General features: G+C 50.3%; 13 protein-coding genes. 4 read left to right on the top strand and 9 right to left on the bottom strand.

What is annotated here, in order from left to right; all coding sequences use genetic code 11:
• The first annotated feature begins 42 nt into the window (after nt 1-42).
• A complete protein-coding gene (locus C9J01_RS14385; protein ID WP_107298845.1) occupies nt 43-1,554 on the top strand; it encodes a cytochrome-c peroxidase in 1,512 nt (503 codons plus the stop codon).
• Between the two features lie 90 nt (nt 1,555-1,644).
• On the opposite strand, the gene def is transcribed toward C9J01_RS14385, so the two are convergent.
• The 5 genes from def to C9J01_RS14360 form a co-directional block, all read right to left on the bottom strand.
• Nucleotides 1,645-2,187 carry a peptide deformylase gene (gene def / locus C9J01_RS14380; RefSeq protein WP_237156973.1) on the bottom strand — a complete coding sequence of 181 codons (543 nt, stop codon included), beginning with the start codon at nt 2,185-2,187 and terminating at the stop codon, nt 1,645-1,647.
• A 154-nt stretch (nt 2,188-2,341) separates the two neighbouring features.
• Nucleotides 2,342-2,968, bottom strand: coding sequence for a fructose PTS transporter subunit IIA (locus C9J01_RS14375; protein WP_107298843.1), 627 nt, complete (start codon nt 2,966-2,968; stop codon nt 2,342-2,344).
• Between the two features lie 11 nt (nt 2,969-2,979).
• Nucleotides 2,980-4,695, bottom strand: coding sequence for an alpha-amylase family glycosyl hydrolase (locus C9J01_RS14370; RefSeq protein ID WP_107298842.1), 1,716 nt, complete (start codon nt 4,693-4,695; stop codon nt 2,980-2,982).
• Nucleotides 4,695-7,391, bottom strand: a complete 2,697-nt coding sequence (locus C9J01_RS14365) for a glycoside hydrolase family 38 N-terminal domain-containing protein (RefSeq protein ID WP_107298841.1) — start codon at nt 7,389-7,391, stop codon at nt 4,695-4,697. The genes C9J01_RS14370 and C9J01_RS14365 overlap by 1 nt, the downstream gene beginning before the upstream one ends.
• 120 nt (nt 7,392-7,511) lie before the next feature.
• Nucleotides 7,512-8,921, bottom strand: coding sequence for a PTS fructose transporter subunit IIC (locus C9J01_RS14360; protein WP_107298840.1), 1,410 nt, complete (start codon nt 8,919-8,921; stop codon nt 7,512-7,514).
• Between the two features lie 174 nt (nt 8,922-9,095).
• Here C9J01_RS14360 and C9J01_RS14355 point away from each other — a divergent pair, with 174 nt between their 5' ends.
• Nucleotides 9,096-9,740, top strand: coding sequence for a MurR/RpiR family transcriptional regulator (locus C9J01_RS14355; protein ID WP_107298839.1), 645 nt, complete (start codon nt 9,096-9,098; stop codon nt 9,738-9,740).
• A gap of 173 nt (nt 9,741-9,913) precedes the next feature.
• On the opposite strand, the gene C9J01_RS14350 is transcribed toward C9J01_RS14355, so the two are convergent.
• Nucleotides 9,914-11,485, bottom strand: a complete 1,572-nt coding sequence (locus tag C9J01_RS14350; protein WP_237156972.1) for a DHA2 family efflux MFS transporter permease subunit — start codon at nt 11,483-11,485, stop codon at nt 9,914-9,916.
• A 3-nt stretch (nt 11,486-11,488) separates the two neighbouring features.
• Nucleotides 11,489-12,475, bottom strand: coding sequence for an HlyD family secretion protein (locus C9J01_RS14345; protein WP_237156977.1), 987 nt, complete (start codon nt 12,473-12,475; stop codon nt 11,489-11,491).
• 251 nt (nt 12,476-12,726) lie between these two features.
• On the opposite strand from C9J01_RS14345, the gene C9J01_RS14340 reads away from it, so the two are divergent.
• Nucleotides 12,727-13,662, top strand: a complete 936-nt coding sequence (locus C9J01_RS14340; protein ID WP_107298837.1) for a LysR family transcriptional regulator — start codon at nt 12,727-12,729, stop codon at nt 13,660-13,662.
• Between the two features lie 61 nt (nt 13,663-13,723).
• Here C9J01_RS14340 and C9J01_RS14335 read toward each other — a convergent pair whose 3' ends face one another.
• Nucleotides 13,724-14,179, bottom strand: a complete 456-nt coding sequence (locus C9J01_RS14335) for a glycine zipper family protein (protein ID WP_201797827.1) — start codon at nt 14,177-14,179, stop codon at nt 13,724-13,726.
• 157 nt (nt 14,180-14,336) lie between these two features.
• Nucleotides 14,337-15,335 carry a DUF3187 family protein gene (locus tag C9J01_RS14330; protein WP_107298836.1) on the bottom strand — a complete coding sequence of 333 codons (999 nt, stop codon included), beginning with the start codon at nt 15,333-15,335 and terminating at the stop codon, nt 14,337-14,339.
• Between the two features lie 525 nt (nt 15,336-15,860).
• Here C9J01_RS14330 and C9J01_RS14325 point away from each other — a divergent pair.
• Nucleotides 15,861-17,696: a sulfatase-like hydrolase/transferase gene (locus C9J01_RS14325; RefSeq protein ID WP_107298835.1), complete on the top strand. Its 1,836-nt coding sequence runs from the start codon at nt 15,861-15,863 to the stop codon at nt 17,694-17,696.
• Nucleotides 17,697-17,785 lie beyond the last annotated feature (89 nt).

Here is a 17,785-nt window from a genome sequence, read left to right as displayed (position 1 = left end):
GTTGCTTTTAATTATAAAAATATAAGTAGTTGGAGCTTATTGATGAGTAATAAATTGGCTAGGTTAACCACAAATACAAAGGGAATAGACAAAAAGTCTATCCCGCTTCTCATAGGCATCATGAGTGCCGGTGTTTTATCAAGTAATGTACAAGCAAATGAACTCACGTACCTCGAAGAGTTGGGCAAACGGCTTTTCTTTGAGGATATCTCACTAAACCAAAATATGTCATGCGCGACTTGCCATGCTGGTAATGCGGGTGGAACCACAGGGGACTCATCGATTAATGAAAGCGATGTAGCGGTAACGGGCTCAGATGGTGTGGGCGTAGGGAATTTGAAGCCACCTACAAACCAGTACGTACAGTTCCGAACGGATGCGGGAGATATTGTTGGTCTTGGCAACTTCAAAGTATGTTCTGTGCCGTTTCTGGGGGACGTGGCCTGTGGCGGTGCATTCTGGAATGGGCGAGCGGAAGGTAACTTAATCGAAGCTTTCCATAATATTGACCCGTTCTCCGGTGTCGGCAGCGAATATGAAGGTATGTATCGGAAATACATCGGCCCATTGTCCGATCAGGCCCATGCCAGTCCATTTATTAATCCGGTAGAGCAGGCCCTCGAAACCAAACAGGATGTTTGTAAGCAGGTTAGGGACGATACGATATGGGGTGGGCAACTTTATGAATATGCTTGGGGGACAGAGATTAAGTGCGGAAAGCGGCAGATAAACAGAACGTTTGCCCGCTTTGCGATTGCCCTCTCTGCTTGGCAGATGTCTAAAGACAATAACCCTTTTGATTCCAAACGGGATATCGCTCTTAGAAACGATGCAGATGGTCAATTTCCGTTGGATGATTTCACCGCTCAAGAAAACAGAGGCCATGATATTTTCTATAACGTGAATGGTGCTCCATCAGGCAACTGTGTTTTTTGTCATCAGAGTGATCCTGTCAATGCGGGAGGTGTCGGGCCATTTGAGCGCTATACCAATGATCAGTTCTTTAATATTGGTGTGCCGAGAAATCATGATATTCCGAATAACCCTGAACCGGATATTGGTGTAGAGTTAATTGCGACTAAGCTAGGCTTACCATTCGGGACAAACTTAGGTAAGCACAAAGTGCCAACATTACGTAATGTTGATAAGCGACCACATTCTGGTTTTGTGAAAGCTTATACCCATAACGGCTGGTTCAAGAGCCTTGAACAATTGGTCCACTTTTACAATACGGCAAGGGTTAAACCGACCTGTGCTTCCCATATCACAACTGCCGAACAGGCGATGCTAAATGATTGTTGGCCAGAGCCTGAGTTCAGTGTCAATCGCCCACCTCCGTTTGTTGTCGGTGGTTTGGGGTTATCGCCACAGGACGAGGCTGACTTGGTTGCTTATCTGAAAACGCTGAGCGATGGGAGTTCAGTAAAGGCCCCCGGCCGCTACCGCTTGCACATTATCGATGAAAGCCGTTTGCAGCATGAGGATGACGGTAGTTCTTCCGGTCCGTTCGGTGGGCTGGAAGACAGGGCAGATGATGCATTTGGCAGCTTTTAACTAAGCTAATCTGTTAGCACCAACATAAGTACCCGAGTTGCAGTAGCTGTAACTCGGGTATTTTTTTGCGCAACTAGGTTGCGGTGGGCATTAGCTTTTTGCTGTTAATTTGAGGTACTCGGCCTCGGTGTAGTAATCGGCCTTTTCAGCCCTGTCGAGGAATACCAAGCCGTTGAGATGGTCTAGTTCATGCTGGAAAATCCGGGCAATGAAACCTTCCATTTGGGTTTTGACTTCCTTGCCTTCCAAGGTGTCATAACGTACCTCGATGTGAGAATGGCGGTTGACCAGCGCGCGGATCCCCGGAATGCTCAGGCAGCCTTCCCAGTCTTTTTCCAGGTTTTCGCTGGCCCAGGTAATTTCCGGATTGAGCATCAGGGTCGGCTCCATCATCGGCGCATCGGGATAGCGTGGGTTGGGGCGGGATGCCACGATGAACGCACGGATAGACTCGCTGACCTGCGGCGCGGCAATTCCTACGCCATTACTCTCCAACATCTTTAGTTGAAGTGCATTGAAGAAAGGAGCGAACTCCTGATACTGGGCGGCCGACAGTGGTGTGGCGTGCTCGCGCAATACTGGGTTACCCAGCTGGGCGATGGTGAGCGTTTCCATGGTGCTAGTCCTTTTCACGGTTTCTCCGTAAAGCTTATAGGGCGATAGGAAAAGCGGCAATAGGCGAGAGGGCTGCGCTGATAATTTGATTGTAATGATTTGAAAGATAACAGGCTCTAGGAAGAGCCTGTTTATAGGTTGGAGCTTTGGTTGGGGGATTGGACTGATGAACTTACATCATCGCAAATAACAGGAATACAATGGCGCAGCCAACCAGCAGCACCAACGGGTATGCTTTGCTGCTATGGGGCTCTTCCTGCGGTTGTTCCTGCATTGCTGCCGCAGCGATCGGTTCAGCATCTGGGGTGGTGGTTGCCTGCTCAGCGTTATCTTCACTATTTAGTTCATCTGCGCCAAATAGTGCCATCACCTCAGCTTGGGTGCGTGCAGCCAATAGCTGGTCCCTGAAATCATCGTCAACCAGCGACGAGGTTAGGGTGGTGAGCACCTCCATGTGGGTGGAGCCGGCTTCTGCGGGCGGGATGGCCAGCAGGAAAATCATATTGACCGGCTCGTCGCCATCGAGGCCCTGCCACTGCAGCTCGTCTTTGACAAAGGCGCAGGCAAACACCGGCTCGGTGACGGCTTCGGATTTACCGTGCGGCACGGCGAGGTATTCGCCAAGTGCGGTTGGGCCTTCCTCTTCGCGTTTTAGCACCGCATCAAGGAACATCTGGCGGTCAGTTAGCTTGCCGGCCTGATCGATTTTATCGGTCAGGGTTTCGATAGCGGTAATTCTGTCATCGAATACGGCATCGAGCATGATCAAATCAGGTGAGGTTAATTGGGCCAGTTTCATGGTCTTGCTCCTTATTGTTCATGCGGCTGATTGGCGTTAGGTGTCAACCAGATAAACTGGTACGGTGCCAGTGATGGCTCTGCAGTGAAGGCTTCGCCGCTGATCAAATCGGTCCCGCCCTGCGCCAGTTTTACTTGCTGGGGTTGGCTTGTCAGGTTGAGAACATAAGTAACGCGCTCTTCGCCTTCACCACGGATCAAACCAAACACGCCCTTGCCTAGGTTTAACACGGTTTGCTTGGAAAGCGGTGAAAACGCACTGTGTTGCTGGCGAAGGTTGAGCAACTTGATCATTTCACCGTATACCTGCTGGCGCAATGAACCTTGGGTATTGAGCTCTTCTTCCAGCTCGCCGAGGCTGAACTTTTCACGGTTGATTCGGCGGTTGATGCCGGATGTTTCCATGCCCTCAATGTCATTCTCGCTGCCGAGGAAGCTGTGGTAGTAGATAGCCGGTACACCGATAAACGACAGCAGCAGTGACTGTGCAGCTAGGAATTTGCGCGCTTTGTCATGGTCTGTGTCGCTAGGCTCGGTGATCGCACTGAGGTAGTTGATATTGAGCTCGTACGGCGACTGGGTGCCATCGCCATTGTGCTTGTAGTTGACCCTGCCGCCCTTGCGTTCCACTTCACTGCACATGAATTGGCGGTCGGTATCGGTCAGGATCCCTTCGGTAGGGCGTACCCCAATACCGTCATGGCTGGCAAGGAAGTTGAAATAGGTGGTCTGGCGCCCTGCGCTGAGGTTTTCCATCGCCTCACGTGTTAGCCCTTCGGCCCACTGGCTCAACACTGTGCTGTCCTCCGACAGGAAGGCATGTAGGGTCAGTGGTGGCAGCGGAAACTGATAGACCATGTGGGCCTCGTCACCGTCGCCGAAGTAAGCAACGTTTTCCGGATGGGGCACATTGGTTTCAGTGATCAGCAGCGTGCCGTTGGCAGCGATATCCAGTACCAGGCGCCACAGCTTGATGATGTCATGGGCCTGAGGTAGGTGGATACAACTGGTGCCGAGTACTTTCCAAATAAAGCCAATTGCATCGAGGCGGATAGAGCGACCGCCGTTGGCTGCATACATCAGCAAGATATCGATACTTTCCAGCAAGATTTGCGGGTTGGCAAAGTTGATGTCGATCTGGTCGTCCGAGAAGGTCGTCCAGACGTGTGCAGTCTCGCCGTTGGCCTTGGTAAACGGCGTCAGTAGCGGTAGGGCACGGGGGCGGGTGACACTGCTGTAATCTAGGCTTGGGTCAGATTCGACGAAGTAGTCTTGGTAGCGCTCATCGCCGGCTAGATAGCCCTGGAACCAATCACTGCTCTTGGAGATATGGTTGATCACACAGTCGTACATCAGGTTAAAGTTTTCGGCAAGGGCATTGAGCTCGTCCCAATCGCCAAGGTTGGGATCAACCTTGCGGTAGTCAACCACACTGAAACCGTCGTCCGAGGTGTACGGGAACATCGGCAGGATATGGATATTGCTGATTGCCCCTTTCAGGTATTTGTCGGCGAACGCTTTCATGGTTGCTAAAGTCGGCTTGCCGCTCTCACTGATGCTGTCGCCATAGGTGATCAGGTAGCTGGTGGTCTGGTCCACCCAGGCCGGGTAGGCAGGGGCTCTACCCTGCCATTTGTCGATAAGCGCAAGGATCTGTTCGGTGATCTGCGGCGCTTGCTCTTGGCCGTAAATATCGGCCACTTTCTGGGTAATAGTTTGGGCAAACATTAGCAATTTTCCTTGTCTGAGGTTGGAGCAACCGCGCAGATCACACGCAGGTCGATGGTATTGTTCGGGGCAACAACAGGCTCGGCATCGGCAAGCAGCTGTTCGCGGTAGTTGACGATGGCGACATCGGCAAAACGGTCAAATTGCGACATATCCAAGCTGATGGCTTGTTCTGTTGGGTTGAATAGGCGCACTACCAATGCTGTGTCATCGTAGAAAGAGTGCGACACGCTCGACAGTTCGAGCTCTTCTTCAATTTTCAGCAGACTAAATTGTTTGGCCATTGGCTTGGTATCAAAGCGGACCTGGAAGCGCTCGAGGCGGTTCTCAAAGCTGTTGAGACGTTGGCTCTGGTAGCAAAACGGCTGGTTGAGGTAGTCGGTCTCCAGTTCGCGGATCGTCTGGTGTGATGCCGTCTCTGTCATAGCAATGGCAAAACTGAAGCGCATGGATTGCTGCAACTGGGCATCTGGCGTATATACCACGGTATTGTTGATCCCCGATGCTCGCCCCGGACGCCACAGCAGATCATCCTTGCCTAGGTAACCAACAGCCTTGAACAGGGTCAGGGCAATTTTATCGTGCTGGCTGTTGGCATTTTTGAGGATTTGATATTCCTTGATCCCGCGACCGTTGATGATAAGGGCTTTATTTTGTGGAGTGTTGTCTTGGTTGGCAGCTCCATTGGTGATGGCAACAGCACCCTCAGTGGTTTCGATATCGACAGGACATTCGCGATAGCGATCGCGCCAGTTTTCTTCAGCGTCAAATAGCACTGGGGCAACCGGGCGCTCGATAGTCGCGAACGGCAAGGTACTGATAGAGCTATCGGTATCAATGTCGCTATTGATTAGGACTCTTACCCGGTGGTCTTTGACATGGTTGATGGTGTCAATCTCGACTTGCAGGTTACGCTCACCGTGGTGCAGAGTGAAGGTCAACTTGAATACGATTTCGCTGTTGGCATCGCCTTGGCGACGGTCTTCCAAGTCGTTCGGTACCAAAATCCGGCTTTGCAGGGTCATTTGCTGCATCAGTTCACCGCGCTGGCTGCCAAGTAGTGACAGCGGTTGGGAGTAAAGCGGTGTATCGCCTTCCAGCGGTGAGAAATCATAGGAGTCACCATCATCGGCCTGGTTTTCAAACTGGATGAGGTTAGTGATGGTACGACCGGTTTGTTTGTCTGTTAGGGTTAGCTCGCCGTTATCCAAGCCAAGGCTTAGGCGGTCGTTTTCGATCTGGGTTGAGGTATCGATGTTGGCTTTGCTCATCGCACTCGCTTCGCTAACTTGCAGGGTCTGGTAACCGAGGGCCGGGATAGCATTGAGCTTGGCTTTGAGTTCGAAACGGTAATATGGCGGGACTGGGACTTCTTTCTCGCCGTCCTTGGTAACTTCGATAACCTTGCCACCATCGAGCGTGTCGCGTTTGACTAGCTCAGTGACTACCGTTTGGCCGTTTTGATCCAGTGTAATATCGGCAAAGGTGCTGAACACCACGATATCGACGATGCCGGAATACGGTTTGATACGGTTGTTGAACACCATAACCTCGCCTTCATCGCACACCTGGCTGGCGATGTCCTTGACGATTAGGTTATATAGTCCGTGGCAGATCTCCTCCGCTTGCTTGAGGCGGTGCATGATATCGGCATTGGTGGCATCGCTGTTACAGCCACCCATACTGTCGTGGGCATGGCATTCGATGATTTTCTTCCAGGCGATATCGACCAGTTCGGTATGGACGGTGATACCGTGCGCTTTGGCAATCGCCATGACCAGTTCGAGTTTCTTCAGCAGGAACTGCTCGATGTCGAAATTGAGTTTCTTGATGTCGTAGCGCACCGAGCCGATAGTTTTATGGATTCGGGTATAGCGTGGGATCTTGAATTCACCCCTGTAGGTGTCGAAATCGCTGCTGTTGTGGCGCAGGTAATCGACGTAGTCTTCCATCGACGAAATCACATAGGTGTCACCGGCCGTGCTGCGCTCGGTCGCCTTAGCTAGCGTGTCCGGCAAGTTAGGATCGATATTGACCTGATCGCCACCGGATGGGATCAGCACCTCGTCCAAGCCGGCAAGGGCTTTGATTTTCTCGACCATAGGGAAAATCTTGTTGTCGAGGTGGGTAGGCTCGGCCACGATATTTTTCGCCGCGCCATAGCCGTGCACCAGGTTGTAGGCGATGATGTCGTCGCCGCCCGGTGATTGCCAGAAGAAGTTTGAACGTTCGACCTGTTGGTCGTAGTCGATACCGCGCCAGAAGATGATATTGTCAATTCCGCAGCCCTTGAACAGGGTGGGCATCTGGGCATTGTGGCCGAAGGTATCTGGCAGGTAGCCAACCGTCATGCTGTGGCCTAGTTGCTCTGCGACATGCATGCCGTATTTAAGGTTACGGATAATCGATTCGCCAGCAACGTTGAAGGTATCGGTTTGGGTGTACCAAGGGCCGATAAACAGACGTTTGTCGCTGACCAATTTTGCCATGCGCTCGCGCATGTGCGGCATTACTTTTAGGTAGTCTTCAACAATGGCTGATTGTCCATCAAGGTGGTAGCAGCTGTAGCTCGACTGGCTTTCCAGTGTCTCGATCACCTTGGTGAAATTGTAGGTAGCAAGCACATCGCTGTCTTGCTGGGTGAAGTACCACTCACGGTCCCAGTGGGTGTGGGGAATAACATGCACTTTAGCCATGCTGACTTCTCTTCTTTGGTTTAATTCGGTATGAAAGGGGTAGAGTTCACCACCCCTATATTTCTTGCAGCTCGCCGTATAGGAAGCCTGCTGTAACGGTTTTATTAACTAGCTCTGTGGCTAGTGAGCGCCTTTGGGCTGTGGTTTGGTGCAAAGCAACAAGGCAATGGCGATAAAGCTTGATCCGGCAATGACCGAGATGGTGTAGCTCACCGGGTCAGAGGACAGGAACCAACCCCATACCGCTGGTAGTGGCAGGCTTTGCCATACATTCAGTACGACGGCCAGTTGGGTGCCGATAATCGAGCCGAGGATCATAATCGGGATCATTTTCGGGTTTTTCAGAATGAACGGGATAGCCCCTTCCGAGATACCGATTAGGCCGAGCATCAACGAGGTCTTGCCGACGGTTTGCTCTTCGCGGCTAAATACGCGTGGGCGGAACTTGCCATCAAGCAGGGCCGCAATACCGACACCGATAGGTGGAATCACGATACCGAGCTCGCGGGCAATCAGGTCGAAGTTTTCCCCCATGCCGTTAAGGCCAAGGGCAACCGAGCCAGCCGCTTTGTTAATAGGGCCACCTAGGTCAAAGGCGGTACCGGCAGCAATCACCATCGAGTAAATGCCACGGCCTGCGTCACCAGCCTCGGTGAACAGCTTGACCATCGCCATGTTGACTGCACCGAAGAACGGGTTGATCACGTACTCCATGGTCAGCACCATCACGACACCGCTGATCAGCGGTACCAGCAGCATGGTTTTCAAGGTTGTCAGTTCGGACTTCACCTTGATGGTGTCGTTGAGGTAGCGGACCAGATAACCAATCAAGAAACCGATGGCAATGGCACCGAAGAAGCCCGAAGGCGCCCATACTTCGATACCGAAGAAGCGTTTGTAGACCTCGTCGCTCATCACCCCGCCGATAAAGGCTGGAACCAGCGCGGGCTTGCCGGCAATGGAGTAGGCGAGATAGGCGGCGAAGATTGGGTACATGAACTTGATGGTCATGAAACCAAGGCGGTCTAAAGTTTCGACCGGGGTACCGGAGATATCAACGAACTCACCGGTGATCTTGGCGACGGCCATCAATAGACCACCGAGCACGACGACCGGCAGCATGTAGCTGATGCCGGTCATGATGTGGCCGATGAACACCTGGTAGGCAGAGCGTTTTTCCTGGATTGGCAGGACGGTGCCGGAATCAGATTTGTCTTTCTCCCTTTTCATGGCTTCCGGCAGCAGGACATCGACGTGCTTGATCAATTCTTGAGTTCGCACCTGCAGCGGGTTGGCATTGTCAAAGCGGTCCATATCCATAATCGGTACGTCGACAGCCAGTACAACAGCATCGGCACTGGCAATGTCGTGGGCGGTCAGTTTGTTTTTGACCCCGTCACTGCCCTGTGTTTCTACTTTGACTTCATAGCCTTGCTTCTCAGCCCAGCTCTGAATCTTCTTTGCCGCCATAAACGTATGGGCGATACCTGTAGGGCAAGCCGTTACTGCGACCAGTTTTTTCTTCGCCATGGTTTCATATCCATTGTTCTAAACTGTGGACAGTATAAAAAGCGGCGATCGGCAAGCGTTATGGTTTCTTGGTACAAGGTGCGTATGACGATACTTTTGAGAGCTTACTCACGGATTTTCATCCGTTGTTCGCGATTAAATACGCCCATCCAATGACGTGATGACATCAATTACATGAATACCTTCCGTGGGACCGAACGCATTATCTATGAATTTATTATTAGCCACGCCAAGCAATTGGGCGAGATCTCGGCCAAGGAGATAGCAGCCAAGGCGTTGACCACCACCACTTCGGTCAACCGGGTGTGCAAGAAGATGGGCTATGCTAGCTATACCGAGTTGCGCTACAAGCTAGCGGCAGACTTGGCCCGCCAGCGTTCGTCAGCAGAAGACGAAGGGCAAGATCAAGCCGTCATTGCCAAGCTGGCATCCGGCCTCAAGGCCACCAATGTGGTCTACCTCTACTCCCGCGGTGCATCTATTGTCAGTGTAAATTACTTGTCGCGTTTCTTGTCCCTCGCCAATATTCCCCATTTGGTGATCACCGATATTCACCAGCTCACCATGGCTAACGCGGGTATCTTGGTATTGATCAGCAAGTCGGGGGAAACCAACGCGGTGGTGGACATGGCCCACAACGCTAAGCGCAAAGGTATGAAGGTTTTCTCGATTAGCCTGCGAGGCTCGACCTTGAGCCAAATTAGCCATCTCAATGTGAATCTGGAAGAGCAGATAGATGGGATCTCGCTGTACAGTCGCGAGAGCCAGCTACATATACTCGAGGTGGTGGATAAATTGGGTGAGCAGTTGCTGACGTAGATAGGCGTAAAATTGTTAGTCCACCTGCTGTTTTGCCAACCAACCGGAAATAATTTCAAAAACGTGCGAGTACATCCATGTAACTCCAACCCGCCGTCCATGGCGGGTAGGTTTTGAAATCATTCCCGATAGGTTGTCTGACCATCTGATCGCTTGCAAAGCTGGAGTTCTTCTTAATCATCCATGCACATAATCAGCACCGCAGCGAAAGCCAGGAAGGCGGTCATCATCAGGAACACATCGTTGTAGGCCATGATGGCGGCGTCGCGCTGCATGGTCGTTAGCAGGGTAGCCTGGGCCTGCTGCATCGCGGTGCTGGCATCGCTACCTGCCTTGATGAAGAAATCACTCTGTTGCAGCAACTGCTGCCAGCCATTGGTGCTGACACTCGGCAGCGATTCTTTGATGTGCCCGAGGTGCTCCCGGGTTTTGTTGTCGAGCAATGTGGCGATAATCGCGATACTGAATGCCCCGCCGAGGTTACGCATGACATTGGTCAGGGTCGATGCATCCGGTGTGTCTGCTTTGCTGATGTGCTTCATTGCCACCAGTGACAATGGCACCATGATAAACGGACTCCCGATAGCACGAAGCACCATAGAGAGGATAAGTTGCTGGCCGCCGAAATCCACCGTCATATGGGTGTTGACGTAGCAGCTCAGGCCAAACATGGTAAAGCCAAATGTCACCAAGTACTTAGGTTTGATGAACTGGACCAGCTTGGGCACGATGGGGAACAGCAATAGTTGCGGGAAGCCCATCCACATCAGCACTTCACCGATCTCCATCGCGTTGTAGCGCTGGATCTGGGTCAGGTACAGCGGCAGGACATAGATAGAGCCCAGCAGTGCCATACCGAGGATCAGATAGGCCAGGCATGACATGGCAAACTGCCTTTCGCGCAATAGCCGCAGGTTGACCAGCGGTCTGTCGTGTTGCAGTTCATTGATGATGAAGTACACCAGGCTGACACCCGAGATAATCGCTAGGGTGACAATAAAGCTCGAGCTGAACCACTCTTCACGGTTACCCTCTTCCAATACCACTTCCAGACAACCCAACCCGAGTGCCATGGTGACAATCCCGAACCAGTCGGCTTTGAGCAAGGTGCCGAGGTTTAACGGTTCGTCATCGAGGCCGTAGCGGATCATGGAAATGACCAAAATCGCCGGCGGGATGTTGATATAGAAAATGTAATGCCAAGACAGGTTTTCGGTCAGCCAGCCACCGAACGTCGGTCCGATGGACGGGGCAAACGTGGCCGTAACACCGAACAGTGCCATCCCGACTGCACGCTTCTGAATTGGCAATAGCTGAATAACCAGCGAGAAAGCCAAGGGGATCAGGGCACCGCCACTAAAGCCCTGCATGGCACGGAAGACAATCATCGAACTCATGTTCCAAGAAAGCGAACATAAGAAGGATGACAAGGTGAAAATCGCCGTGGTCCAAGTCAGGTAGCGGCGTTTGCCGAGTGCTTTCGACAGCCAGCCGCTGAGTGGTATCGCGATCATCTCTGCCACCAAATAGGAGGTGGAGATCCACGAACTCTCATCCAGTGTGGCAGACAGTGCCCCCTGAATATCTTTGAGAGACGAGTTGGTGATCTGAATATCCAAGATCGCCATGAACGCGCCAATTAGGCCGCCGAACAAGGCGATCCAGTGGCGGCGGGGCACATGGAGCGCCTCGCTTTCAACAGCTGGAGTCTGCTGCTGTTGGTTGGTTGTGATAACTGCACCCATGACTTAGCCCCGTGTATCAACCGTCGCTACCACCGATAGGCCGGGGATCAGGCGGCCTTTGAGGGCCTTCGGATCAGGAATGGTAATTTTCACTGGTACCCGCTGGACAATCTTGGTGAAGTTGCCGGTCGCGTTTTCAGGCGGTAAAAGGGCGAATTTCGCTCCCGTTGCTGGTGAGAAGCTATCGACTACGCCTTGTAATGGCTGGTTGGGGAAAGCATCCAGTTCTACTGTGACGTTTTGGCCCTTGTGGATCCCGCTTAGCTGGGTTTCTTTGAAGTTGGCTTCAATCCATACATTGGAGGTTGGCACTAAGCTCATCAATGGCATACCCGGTTGGACATATAAGCCAACACGAAGGCTGCGTTTACCCACTATACCGTCAACAGGCGCATAGATATTGGTGTAGGCAAGGTTGAGTTCGGCCTGTTCTAGTTGCGCCTGCGCTTCGGTGACTGCGGCTTCGGCCTGTTTGATTTGGCTGGCGATCACCACAAGCTGATCTTTGGCACCTTGAAAGCTAGCGTTAGCTTCTTCGAGTTGGGCAGCCGTCACCTTCTGGTGCGAGGTCATGCTATCGAGTTCATCCTGCGAAGAGTAGTTACGTTTGAGCAGGCTGCGGGTGCGGGCGACTTGTTGCTTGGCGCGGTCATACTCGGCCTTTGCTGAGGCAATTTGGCTTTCGACCTGACGGATCTGGGTCTTTTGCAATTGCTCTTGGGCATGGAGGTTGTCGATAGCGGCTTGGCTAACGGCTAAATTCGCCTTGGCTTGATCCCATGCTGCTTCGAAGTCACGGTCATCAATTTTAGCAAGTAGATCCCCTGCTTTGACTTGCTGGTTATCGGAAACAAAAGACTCGGTGATGTAGCCGCCGACTTTGGGGCTGATATTGGTGATATCGCCTTGTAGGTAGGCGTTGTCAGTTGACTCGAAGTACTGGCCATAGCCAAACCAGTAGCCGCCGCCGAGTGCGCCAAGCGAAAGCATGATCAAGGTAGCGATTAGCGGTGCTTTTTTCTTGTTTCGCTTGGGAAGTGCCGCAGGTGCGGTTGGTGATTGGTTACAATCGGCTGCTGCAGGCGCTTGGGGATGATCGGCCATTTTACCCTCTATGTCTTATAAGAATTGGTCTTCGGAAAGTGTTTCAAATTGTAAATGATCTCGATTGGTTGATAAGATAAGAAAAAAGGGAAACACTGTTGCACAAATCTTACTAATGGTTGAAAGGCTGGGCTGTGATGGACTTGAATTCGGTAGCGATTTTTTCACAAGTTGTTGATTGTGGTAGTTTTACCCAAGCTGCTGACGCCCTGGATATGACCAAGTCGACGGTCAGCCGAAAAGTTGCCGAGTTGGAAGAACACTTAGGTGTGCGCTTGATCACGCGTTCGACCCGAAGTTTGATCCTGACGCCGGAAGGGGAAGCCTTTTATCAGTCTTGTGTACAGATGCTCGAAATCATGGGTCAAGCCGAACTAGAAGTCAGTGCTAATCAGGATTTGATCCGTGGCAGGCTATATGTGGTGATGCCAGTGGAATTGGGCCATCAAGTGATGGGCGGCTTTCTCAATGCCTTTTTGAAACAATATCCGCATGTCTCGCTACATGTTGAAATGACCAACCGGGAAGTGGATATCATTGGTGAAGGGATCGACCTTTATGCCCAAGTAGGTGAGCTAGGTGATTCCAGCCTGGTGTCTAGAAAACTCACTGAATCCCGCCGGGTACTAGCCGCCAGTCCGGAATACCTTGAGCAATACGGCATGATCACTAGTCCTGAAGATCTCAAGTCGCCGCATCATCAAATCAAGATCCACAACAAGGCAGTGAAAATGCCTAATTGGCACCTGATGCATGAAGGGGGGGAGGTCAGTATTGATTTGCCTTACCGGTTGAAGGTCAACACCATCACCGCTTCTCTATCGGCGTGCTTGGATGGGCTAGGTATAGCCGTGCTACCCGAGTTTATTTGCCGTGAACACTTTGCCTCAGGCACGCTGATTCAACTGTTACCGCAATGGGATATGCCGTTGGTACCTGTTAGCTTGGTCTATCCCCAGCGAAAATTGATGCCCAAAAGGTTGCGGGTGCTGGTGGACTTTTTGGTCGAGCAGTTTGAGCTGAGGGTGAAAAAGCAATCCCCGAGCACAGCGACTAGCACAGAGCCGCGCTAGTCCGATGCAGGGAAGTTAACCATGTATTAGAACGAGATCCGTGTGTTAAATCGAACCTGAATTAGTTTGAAGCGAGTTGTTGTTCGATGCTTGCCTCTGGTTCGGATTCAAGCTCGACCTTGGCTAAATCATCTACTTCGGCATCAAGGATTTCATAGCCCTTGAGCTCCATGCAGCGGCGCAATACCAAAGACTGGGTCTGGGTCGCTTTGACCGAGCCAACTGCCGCCCCGGTACCGGCACCAAGCGCAAGGCCCCACACCATGCTCTCGCCCATACCGACATCATCCGTCAGCAAGCCGCCAAGCGCACCTGCGGCAGTACCGATCAGTGCCATATTGGTAGCACTGGTTCGAACGGCTTCACCTTTATCTACTTCTTGCGTTTTCTGGCGGCACTCTGCCAAGTCTTGTTCATACTCGAGCTGGGTTTTGTCATGGGAACCAACAACGGGTGCTGCATTGTATGAACAGGCAGAAAGTAAGGCGGTACAGATTAGCAGGGCGATATTTTTCACAGGTCTGTTTTCACTGGCCAAGAAAGATGGCCGCTATGGTAGGTGGAAAAGCTATGTTCTTCAATACAGTGTTTTTTATTTTTTGTATCCTAATGCTAATAGAGTAAATAACGAACAGCTTGTCGGATATATTTACAATGTAAATTGATAGTGCTGGCTACATGCGATGACGGTAGCCGACAGTAAAGGCAATGTCGGTACTGTTATCCATGTTGAACACATTTTCGATCATCGACAACTCCAACGCGCCGCGCTTGGTGTGATAACGGTAGCCTAACAAAAACTCGGTGGACGGTTCGCCCAAATCCGAAGTTGCGTCGCTGGCTCCTTCGTACACATGCACTTCGGTAAGGAAGCGGTGCTTGGGTGTGATTTGGTACTGGTAACTCACGCCAGTGGCAAAAGCGAACCTGTTGTATTTGATCTGGGCCAGCACTTCGTCATTATGGCGGTAGGAAACGCCAAGCAAAGTGTAAATACTGTGCTTTGCGGTTCGGTAGCTGTAATTAAGTTGCAGGGCTTGTTCGAAGTTGCTGGTTTTGAAAGGTCCGCTACCGACATAGTTGAAATACAGTGAGCCGCCAACGGATAAGCCATGGTGCTTGTTCTCTACGATTTGGTAGCTGGAATAGAGAGAGAAAGCATTGCTGATGGTTTCACCCTCGAAGTCATGGATCTCCACACCGTACTGCGGTACCGAGATATCAAAGGAGTGGTCATCCACTTCATCACGGCCATTTTGGCCGATCCCGAACCAGTCGTGGAAAGCCTTGGTCAGGGTATCTAACCGGTTGTTGGCGGCGAAACGCCAAGTGTAATCAAGCTCCAAAGCCCATTGGTTGTTTAACTGCCAAAAGCCACCAATTGAAAGGTCATTTTGGTAATAATCGGCGCTGTAGTCATCGGTATGGGCCCAGACACTGGCAATCGTTCCTGTAGCGTATAGCTCGACAGTGTCAGGAGCATGACTAAACCCCGTTCTGACCAACGGTGTTAACGCATTCGATTGCATGGGCGACTGGGCATAGGTTTTCAGTGGGCCATAATCGGCAAAGCGCTGCTGGTCACTGGCTTGGGCATCACCAGAGAAGCTATTCACAGTAAGGGTGAGAGTCAGGGCAATAAATGCCGAATGTTGCTTATCGTTTTTATCCATAGGGAGCCGATGCAGATGTAATCTTGTCCTTTGCCCCGCTGTTATACGCTATCTTGCTGTCGTTGCGCTGAATATGTAACAAAGTAATGCAAAGGTATTCAAGATATTAAGTGTTCAGTATAGATCCCCGAAAGGGGTATGCTGGAGCAATTGTGATACATATTGCTGTTTTCAAAATTACGGAACAAACATCACGTCACTGCATGACAAAAACGTTTCTATTGTTTTTTGCGACCTCTGGCCAAAAATGTCAGGATTCATTCGATTAGACTGGCGTGTTTTGCAAAATTATCGATAAGTATACCCATGGTGTGTTTTTGGGATGATACTCGCAGATTTTTGCTTTAATTCATTTAAATTAATCGTTTACCTTGGAAGGTTTCTTGTTGTTATGAATAATTGTTGTACGCGTTAATTTTATTGATTTATTTAATAGTAACGCTGAAACGTTTTGATTGAGTCTGGCTCTATGACGGAATTTAGGGGCAGGTTTGGAAGAAACTACACAACAATAATGAGGTAAACATGACGATACCCAGTTTCAAGAAGTGCTTGCTTGCGTCTTCATTGATAACCGCGTTGGGGGTGGCAAATCCGGCTACCGCGAGCTCAACCGGTGTCACAACAAATCAGGGGCAGCCTAATGTAGTGATCATCGTTGCTGATGATTTAGGTCATGCCGACGCTGGATTCTACCAAGGGGAGTGGAACAGTGAAGATACCGTCAGTAACCAGACCACCAAATTCATTACTAAAATTGCGAGCAGTGGTGCTGTCTTTAACCATGGTTACGTAACTGCACCTGTCTGTGGCCCATCCCGAGCAGGAATGCTAACTGGTCGCTACCAGCAAACCTTTGGTTTTTATAGTAACCCTGCTCCAGATGATGCCGATGACAATGAACCCGTTGATCACGAGGAGGGCGTAGAGCCGGGTATACCAACAGAGATACCGACGATTGGTAATTATTTCCAAAACGCCGGCTATACCACTGCCTTTATCGGTAAAGATCATGATGGCGAAGATTGGAAGTTTTGGCCTCACAACCGAGGGTTTGATTACTTCTTCGGTTTCAATAATGGTGCTGTTGCCTATGAAATCGGAGACAAAAATCAGTTCAATACCTTTACCACACCTCACTCTACAATGTGGCAATCTTTTGATGAAAATCACCCCGTGCCCTCAGATGAAGAAAAGGTATCTGCTGAGATACTCGTGACAGAGCATTTTCAGTTACTTGAAGAACTGGCCTGCGAGACGCCAAATGCCAATGATCCAAACGTCTGTGATAAAGAAAGAACAGAGAAGCAATTAATTACTGCTTTTGATAATCATAAAGCAGATCTGGACAGTAGTTACGATCCTGAAACGTATAGGACTGAGTATTATGCTGCGCTAGAGACAGTCGCCGGACTGCAAATTGAACCGGATTTTGAAAATGTATACCTGACGGATAAGTTCGGCGAAAAGGCGGTAGATTTTATTAGTGAGCATGCTAATGAACAGCAACCATTTTTACTCTACCTTGCTTTTAATGCTGTTCATACACCGCTGAAAGCAACCAACGTTGATGAGGCTGAAATTAATTTCGTTGGCCCTGAGTATGTTACTGAAGAAGAAAAAGCCAGCCGGAAAACGGCACTGGCAATGGCTAAAAGCTTAGATAATAGCGTCGCTAAAATTTACAAGAAGCTAAAACGAAAAGGTATCTTAGAAAATACAATTATTGTCTTTGTGTCAGATAATGGTGGTAAGCCGAAGAGTAACTTTTCGTCTAATAAGCCGCTCTCTGGCCATAAAGGCGAGCTATATGAAGGGGGAACCCGGGTGCCATTTGCTATCTCATGGCCTGGAAAGATTTCGCCGCAAATTGTTGATGAGCCGATCATTACCATTGATATCTTGCCAACTATCCTCAATGCAGCAGGGGTTGATACCAGCGATAAAGCGGCGTATGACCTACATGGCGTCAACTTGCTTCCACGACTAACCCATCAAGTTGAAAAGCTTGAAGACCGTTATCTATTTTGGGATCGGGTCAACAAGGCCGCTGTTTTTGATGGTGAGTTCAAGCTTCTGAAAACGAGAAAAAAACAATTCCAGTTGTTCCGACTAAGAGATTGCGGGGAAGTCAGTTGTGAGTCTGATTCGGCGGTAAATTTTGCCGAATTTGATGAATACATTGATAGCACCGGCGAGACACAAAAAGCGTTTTATGATGTATCGGATGCGAACCCTGAAAAACTACAAGAGTTGAAAAATGCCTTGGCCGCTTTCCAGTGTAAAAACCCAGTCCCAACCTGGGGGGTAAAAGCACCGGATCCAAGTATTTATAACAACCCAGAAGCTTGTCCTAAATAATAACTAACCCACTGATTATATAAGTAAGCAAACACCAGGTATTCAATCTGGTGTTTGCCATACATGGAATAAATCAAACTATTTTAAGT

Source organism: Photobacterium rosenbergii (genome assembly GCF_003026455.1).
In the GTDB taxonomy this organism is placed as follows: Bacteria; Pseudomonadota; Gammaproteobacteria; order Enterobacterales; family Vibrionaceae; genus Photobacterium; species Photobacterium rosenbergii.
Note: the sequence above shows the minus strand (reverse complement) of the source record. Positions and strands in the feature narration are given on the sequence as shown.